Below are 6,016 nucleotides of genomic sequence, written 5' to 3'. Positions count from 1 at the left end.
TGGACCCCGCGACCCTGGACCGCACCCTGTCCGCGCTGGCTGACGCCGGGGACGAGGTCGCGGCCGTCGTCGCGCTGGCCGGCACGACCGACCACGGCGCGATCGACCCGCTGCGGGCGGTCGGTGGCATCTGCCGCCGCCACAACGTCTGGCTACACGTGGACGCCGCGTACGGCGGCGGGCTGCTGGTCTCCCCCACGCGCCGGGACCTGCTCGACGGGATCGGGCTCGCCGACTCGGTGACCGTGGACTTCCACAAGACGTTCTTCCTGCCGGTGGCCGCCTCGGCGCTGCTGCTGCGCGACGGTTCGGGCTTCCGCCACTCCACCGTGAGCGCCGACTACCTCAACCCCGCCGACGGCGACGACCACGCCGTGGACAAGTCCCTGCAGACCACCCGCCGTTTCGACGCCCTCAAACTGTGGATGACGCTCCGAGTGATGGGCGCCGACGGCATCGGCCGTCTACTCGACGAGGCGATCGACGTGGCCGCCCGGATCGGCCGGACGATCGAGGCCGACCCGGAACTCGAGTTGGTGCGGCGCCCGGCGCTGTCGACGGTGCTCTTCCGGCCCCGGCCCGCGGTGACCGCACCCGACCGTCCCGTCACCGGCAGCGCACTCACTGACGACGAGGCCGACGCCCTCGTGCGCCCCGTCCGCGACGCGCTGTTCGCGGAGGGACGCTCGCTCGTCGCATCGACGGTCGTGGACGGCCGGCCCTGTCTCAAGCTGACGGTCCTCGATCCGAACCTCGAAGACGAGGACGTGGCCGTCGTGCTGACGGACGTCCGCGACGCCGCTCGCTACCTCGCCGAGGGGATACGCGAGGCCACGACCGCGGGGGTGCTGACGTGAGCACTGACCTGGGCTCCTCCCGTGTGCACGACCTGCTCGGCGTCGGTATCGGCCCGTTCAACCTGGGCCTGGCGTGCCTGGCCGAGCCGCTGGGTCTGGACGCGGTGTTCCTCGATTCCCGCGACGGTTTCGCCTGGCACCACGGACTCATGTTCGACGACGCGACCATCCAGGTGCCGTTCCTCGCCGACCTGGTCACGTTGGCGGACCCGACCTCGCCGTATTCGTTCCTCGCCTACCTCAAGCAGGTCGGGCGTCTGTACGCGTTCTACATCCGTGAGAATTTCCAGCCGCTGCGCGCCGAGTACGACGCCTACTGCCGGTGGGCTGCCGAGCGGGTGCGCGGCCTGCGCTGGGGGCGGGAGGTGGTCGACGTCCGACGGGAAGACCAGGGACGAGAGGGACCGGGCGACGACGACGAGGCCCCCGTCTACCGTGTCACCGCCCTCACCCGCGAGGGCACCGAGACCTATCGCGCCCGCCACCTGGTGCTGGGGATCGGCACGACCCCGTGGTCGCCGATCGACACGGGACTGCTCGACGGTGGCGGCACGGTGGCTCTCCATGCCTCCGACTACCTGCACCGGCGGGAGGACCTACTCTCGCTGGGGTCGGTGACCGTGGTGGGCAGTGGCCAATCGGCTGCGGAGATCTACAACGACCTGCTCTCCGCCGCCGCCGGCGTCGGCCCGCGCGTCGACTGGGTGACACGCTCGCCACGGTTCTTCCCGATGGAGTACACCAAGCTCACACTCGAGATGACGTCACCGGATTACGTCGACCACTTCCACGACCTGCCCCCTGACCAGCGCGACCGGATGCTGCGCGAGCAGCGTTCGTTGTACAAGGGCATCGACGCCGAGTTGATCAACCAAATCCATGATCTGCTCTACCGCCGTTCGGTCCAGGGCCTGGACACCGGGCTGCTGGCCGCCGCCACGGCCCTCGACGGTGCCCGCCGGGAGGCCGACCCCGGCAACGCCACCGACTTTGCCACCGCCTCCGGCGCTGCCCTGCGCCTGGACCTGCACTGCACCGACACTGGCAGGCAGTGGACCCATCACACGGAGGGACTCGTCCTCGCGACGGGTTACTCCCCCACGCCGCCGCGGTTCCTCGACGGGATCGCCGAGGAGATCGACAGGGACGGCCGCGGGCGCTACCGGGTGGCCCGTGATCACACCGTCGACCGCGCACACTCCTTCATCCATGTCCAGAACGCGGAGGAACACACCCACGGGCTCACCGCCCCGGACCTGGGCATGGGAGCGATGCGCAACAGCATCATCCTGCGCGGGATCTGCGGCCGCGAGGTCTACCCGATCGAGTCGTCGATCGCGTTCCAGCAGTTCGGCGCCCCGACCGCCCGGCACCAGGAGGCACGATGAACACCAGCACCGTCCACACCAGCACCGTCCACACGCCAGCCGGGTTGGTCACCCTGGAACCACTGGCCCTCGACCACGACACCGTCCGCACCCTGCACGCGTGGCTCGACCATCCCGGTTCCGCCTACTGGGGTATGCGGGGTACCACCCCGGCGCGGGTCGAGGAGTTCCTCACCGACTGGTCGGCGAGCCCGCACCGGTCGGTGCACATGGTGCGCATCGACGGTCTACGTGTGGGCCTGGCCGTGTTCTACGACCCGGACGTCGTCGAACTCGACGGCCGGTACCCGCACGAGCCGGGCGACCTCGGGATGCACCTGCTCGTCGCGCCCACCCGCACGCCGGTCCCCGGCACGTCCGCGGCCGTGATGGGGGCCATCTGCTCGACCGCGTTCGAGGTGCCGCTGTTCGGCGCCCCGGCCCGCCGGGTGGTGGTGGAGCCGGACATCCGGAACACCGCCGTGCACCGGCTCAACGCCCACGCCGGCTTCCGCGAGGACGGCCCTGTCGACCTGCCCGACAAGACGGCGCTGCTCTCCATCTGTCGTGCCGAGGCGTTCCGCGAGTCGGAGATCGGCCGGACGTCGATGCCGGTCTCGTCGTCGTCACCCCCGGTCACACCGCCACCCCACGCCCACCTCACCGGTCACGCCATGCGCCGCGCGCACCGCCACCTCTGCGCCAAGGCGCTGGCCGAGTTCTCCCACGAGCGGCTCCTCGCGCCCACCCGCTCCACTCACACCGACGTCGGCCTGGACACCTACGAAGTGCGCACCGGCGGCGAACGGTGGACGTTCCGCGCGCGGGTGCTGCCGCTGGAGCACTGGGCGATCGACGAGGCCTCGCTGTGCCGCGAGGTCGACGGCGTCCCGGTCGAGCCGGACGCGCAGGAGTTGATCCTCACCCTCGCGCCGTACCTGGGGATCCCCGGGTCGCTCGTGGGGACCTACCTGGAGGAGATCGCGGCCACGCTCGGCTCGGCGGCGTTCTGCCTGCATCACCGCGATCGCCCCGCACAACAGCTGGCGGAGGCGGGCCTGCAGGAGGTCGAGGGCGCGATGACCGAGGGTCATCCCGGGTTCGTCGCCAACAACGGCCGCGTGGGCCTGGGTCTGTCCGACCGTCACCGTTACACGCCCGAAGCCCCGTCGACCGTCCGCCTGGTGTGGCTAGCAGCCCGCCGCGGCCTGAGCCACCTGGCCACCGTCACGGGCCTCGACGAGCGCGACCACTACGCGCGCGAGTTCGGCACCGAGGCGCTAATGCGGTGCGACGACCAGCTGCGCTCGCTGGGCCTCGACCCCGCCGACTACCGCATCCTGCCCGTGCACCCGTGGCAGTGGCAGCACGAGGTCGCGGTGGCGTTCGCCCCCGATCTCGCGCGCCACGACCTGGTCCACCTGGGCGAATCCGACAGCGAGTACCGGCCACAGCAGTCCGTCCGCACCTTCTTCGACGTGACCCACCCCGAGCGCGGCTACGTCAAGACCGCCCTCGCCGTGCAGAACATGGGGTTCACCCGCGGCCTGTCGCCGAAGTACATGCGCGACACCCCGGCCGTCAACGACTGGGTGGCCGGGGTCGTCACCTCGGATCCGGTGTTGCGCGCGCTGGATTTCCAGATCCTGCGGGAGGTCGCCGCCGTGGGCTACACCGGCGACGCCTACCACCGGGCGGCCGCGGCCGGGATCTCGGACGAGGGGCCGCACACCAAGATGATCGCGGCCCTGTGGCGCGAGAGCCCCGTTTCGCGGCTGGCCCCCGGAGAACGTGCCGTCACGCTGGCCTCGATGCTGCACGTGGACCTGCACGGGCGGTCCCTCGCCGTCGAGCACCTCGAGCGGTCGGGCCTGGACGCCCGCACCTGGCTCCGGGCGCTGCTCGACGCCTACGTGCTGCCCGTCGCGAGATGCCTGCTCGTGCACGGGCTGGTCTTCATGCCGCACGGTGAGAACGTGATCGTGGTGATGGGCCCCGACCACACCGTGCGCCGGGCGCTGTTCAAGGACATCGGCGAGGAGGTCGCCGTGGTGCGTGACCGGCCTCTGCCCTCTGGGCTCGAGCGGATCCGCCACGTGGTGGACGCGGAGACAGCCGCACTGAGCGTCCACACCGACGTCATGGACGGGGTGCTGCGCCACCTCGCCTCGATCCTCGACGTCGCCGGGGTGCTCGAGGCGGATCAGTTCTGGGACGAGACGCGGCAGTGCCTGGAGACCCTGGCTCCCGGCGGCGGTCGCGGCGGCGAGGGTCGCGGCGGCGAGGGGCACAACGGCGAGGACCACGACGGCGGGGACTACGACGGCCGGGTGCACGACGGCGAGGTGCACCGTCCCACCTGGGAGGCGCTGTTCGCTCCGCGGTTCAAGCACTCGTGTCTCAACCGCCTGCAGTTGCGTAATACGCGGCAGATGGTCGACCTGACCGATCAGGCCGGGTCATTGCAGTTCGCGGGGACGCTCGCCAACCCGCTCGTCTCCCGGCTGGTCCGGGACGACGACACGCCGGGCGAACCGCAGCGTCCCCCCCCCGCCCGGGCGCAGAGCCGGGCGCGGAGCCGGCGACGGTAGCGTCGACGGCATGAACGGACGGGAACTCTAGAAGTGCGCGGCGATGCGCGCCCGCGAACTGCCCGCGTCGACTCTGGAGTTCCCGTTCGGGCCGGACTTCGATGTGTTCAAGGTCCGCGGGAAGATGTTCATGTTCCACGCGGTCGTCAACGGCGAGCGTCAGGTGATCCTCAAGGCACTGCCGTCGGACTCGATGGCCCTGCGCGATGCGCACGCCGACATCACGCCCGGGTACCACATGAACAAGCGGCATTGGATCTCGCTGCACCCCGGCGGCACGCTGACCGCGGACATGGTTTTCGAGCTGGTCACCGAGTCCTACCGACTCGTGGTGTCGGGCCTACCCCGGGCACAGCAGCCCGTCGAACCGCACGCCTTCGGGCGCCAGCAGCGTTAGGTAGGCCGACGCCCACCACCCGGATCGACCCCGCCCCTTAGCCAGGGCCTTGGGGTTGGAGTCCGGGCGCGGGGCGCGGGGCGCGGAAGCCGCCTCAGTTCGCCGGAGTCAGCGCGGCTTCGGAGACAGAACCCAGTCGATCACCCACGGACCCCTCCACCGACTCGGTGGCGGACCCGGTGTCAATCTGATCCTCGAGCGACGCGCCGACCAGCGGCACACCGGACACCACCGCGCCGACGGAACCCTGGACGTCTCCCTCGAGCAGCGCATCCGCCGACTCGGCGACCGGGTTGAGGACCATGCAGATGACTCCCACCGGAACCTGCAACGGCACGCCCATCAGGTTGGCGGCAGCGCCGGCCGCCGAACCGAGATTGCACACGAGGGTGGCGGTGGAACCCAGCGGTCCGGAGGCGTAACCGGGCAGAGAACCTGTAACGGAACCGGGCAGCAGCTCGCCAGCCTCGCCGAGATAGCCCCCCTCGGTCTCCGATGCTCCCGGGAGGGAGTCGGAGCCGGCGGCTTCCGAAGTCTGGGCGGCGGCGGCCCCCGTAGAGAAGACGAGGAGCGCGGCGGCCACGGCTCCGGCACAGGTGATGGTCTTGGTCATGGAACGCCTCCGAGTTTGGGTCTACGGGGCATCCACCCCAAGCAATCAAGAAGAGTGGATCACACATTTCGCTGAAATGGGCGATCGGTGATTGCAATTCAATGGATAGGCCAGAAGCGGAACAAACCCTTGCCTGTTCGAATGTGTGTGCGTATCATGGAACACAGATTCGATACCGGGTAGGCGGCGCA

Annotated in this window: 5 protein-coding genes; 4 read left to right on the top strand and 1 reads right to left on the bottom strand. The window is 70.3% G+C overall.

What is annotated here, in order from left to right:
• The 4 genes from G6024_RS16155 to G6024_RS16140 form a co-directional block, all read left to right on the top strand.
• The coding region (locus G6024_RS16155; RefSeq protein WP_182640417.1) for a pyridoxal phosphate-dependent decarboxylase family protein at positions 1–857 on the top strand (857 nt) is incomplete at its 5' end.
• The gene (locus tag G6024_RS16150) at positions 854–2,245 is read left to right on the top strand and encodes a lysine N(6)-hydroxylase/L-ornithine N(5)-oxygenase family protein (protein WP_159149165.1); all 1,392 of its coding nucleotides are present in this window, start codon (positions 854–856) and stop codon (positions 2,243–2,245) included. The genes G6024_RS16155 and G6024_RS16150, both read left to right, overlap by 4 nt.
• A complete protein-coding gene (locus tag G6024_RS16145; RefSeq protein WP_159149164.1) occupies positions 2,242–4,815 on the top strand; it encodes a GNAT family N-acetyltransferase in 2,574 nt (857 codons plus the stop codon). The genes G6024_RS16150 and G6024_RS16145 overlap by 4 nt, the downstream gene beginning before the upstream one ends.
• Positions 4,816–4,858: 43 nt before the next feature.
• Positions 4,859–5,212, top strand: a complete 354-nt coding sequence (locus G6024_RS16140; RefSeq protein WP_159149163.1) for an MmcQ/YjbR family DNA-binding protein — start codon at positions 4,859–4,861, stop codon at positions 5,210–5,212.
• A 94-nt stretch (positions 5,213–5,306) separates the two neighbouring features.
• Here G6024_RS16140 and G6024_RS16135 read toward each other — a convergent pair whose 3' ends face one another.
• Positions 5,307–5,825, bottom strand: coding sequence for a hypothetical protein (locus G6024_RS16135; RefSeq protein WP_159149162.1), 519 nt, complete (start codon positions 5,823–5,825; stop codon positions 5,307–5,309).
• Positions 5,826–6,016 lie beyond the last annotated feature (191 nt).

The sequence above is a fragment of the Dietzia maris genome (genome assembly GCF_014144855.1).
Taxonomy (GTDB): domain Bacteria; phylum Actinomycetota; class Actinomycetes; order Mycobacteriales; family Mycobacteriaceae; genus Dietzia; species Dietzia kunjamensis.
The sequence above is the reverse complement of the archived record's forward strand: the minus strand, read 5'-3'. Positions and strand labels throughout refer to the sequence as shown.

Bases quoted from the DNA above. Each gene is read 5' to 3' on its own strand.
- G6024_RS16145 (WP_159149164.1), top strand. From the start codon at position 2,242: ATGAACACCAGCACCGTCCACACCAGCACCGTCCACACGCCAGCCGGG.
- G6024_RS16140 (WP_159149163.1), top strand. From the start codon at position 4,859: ATGCGCGCCCGCGAACTGCCCGCGTCGACTCTGGAGTTCCCGTTCGGG.
- G6024_RS16135 (WP_159149162.1), bottom strand. From the start codon at position 5,825: ATGACCAAGACCATCACCTGTGCCGGAGCCGTGGCCGCCGCGCTCCTC.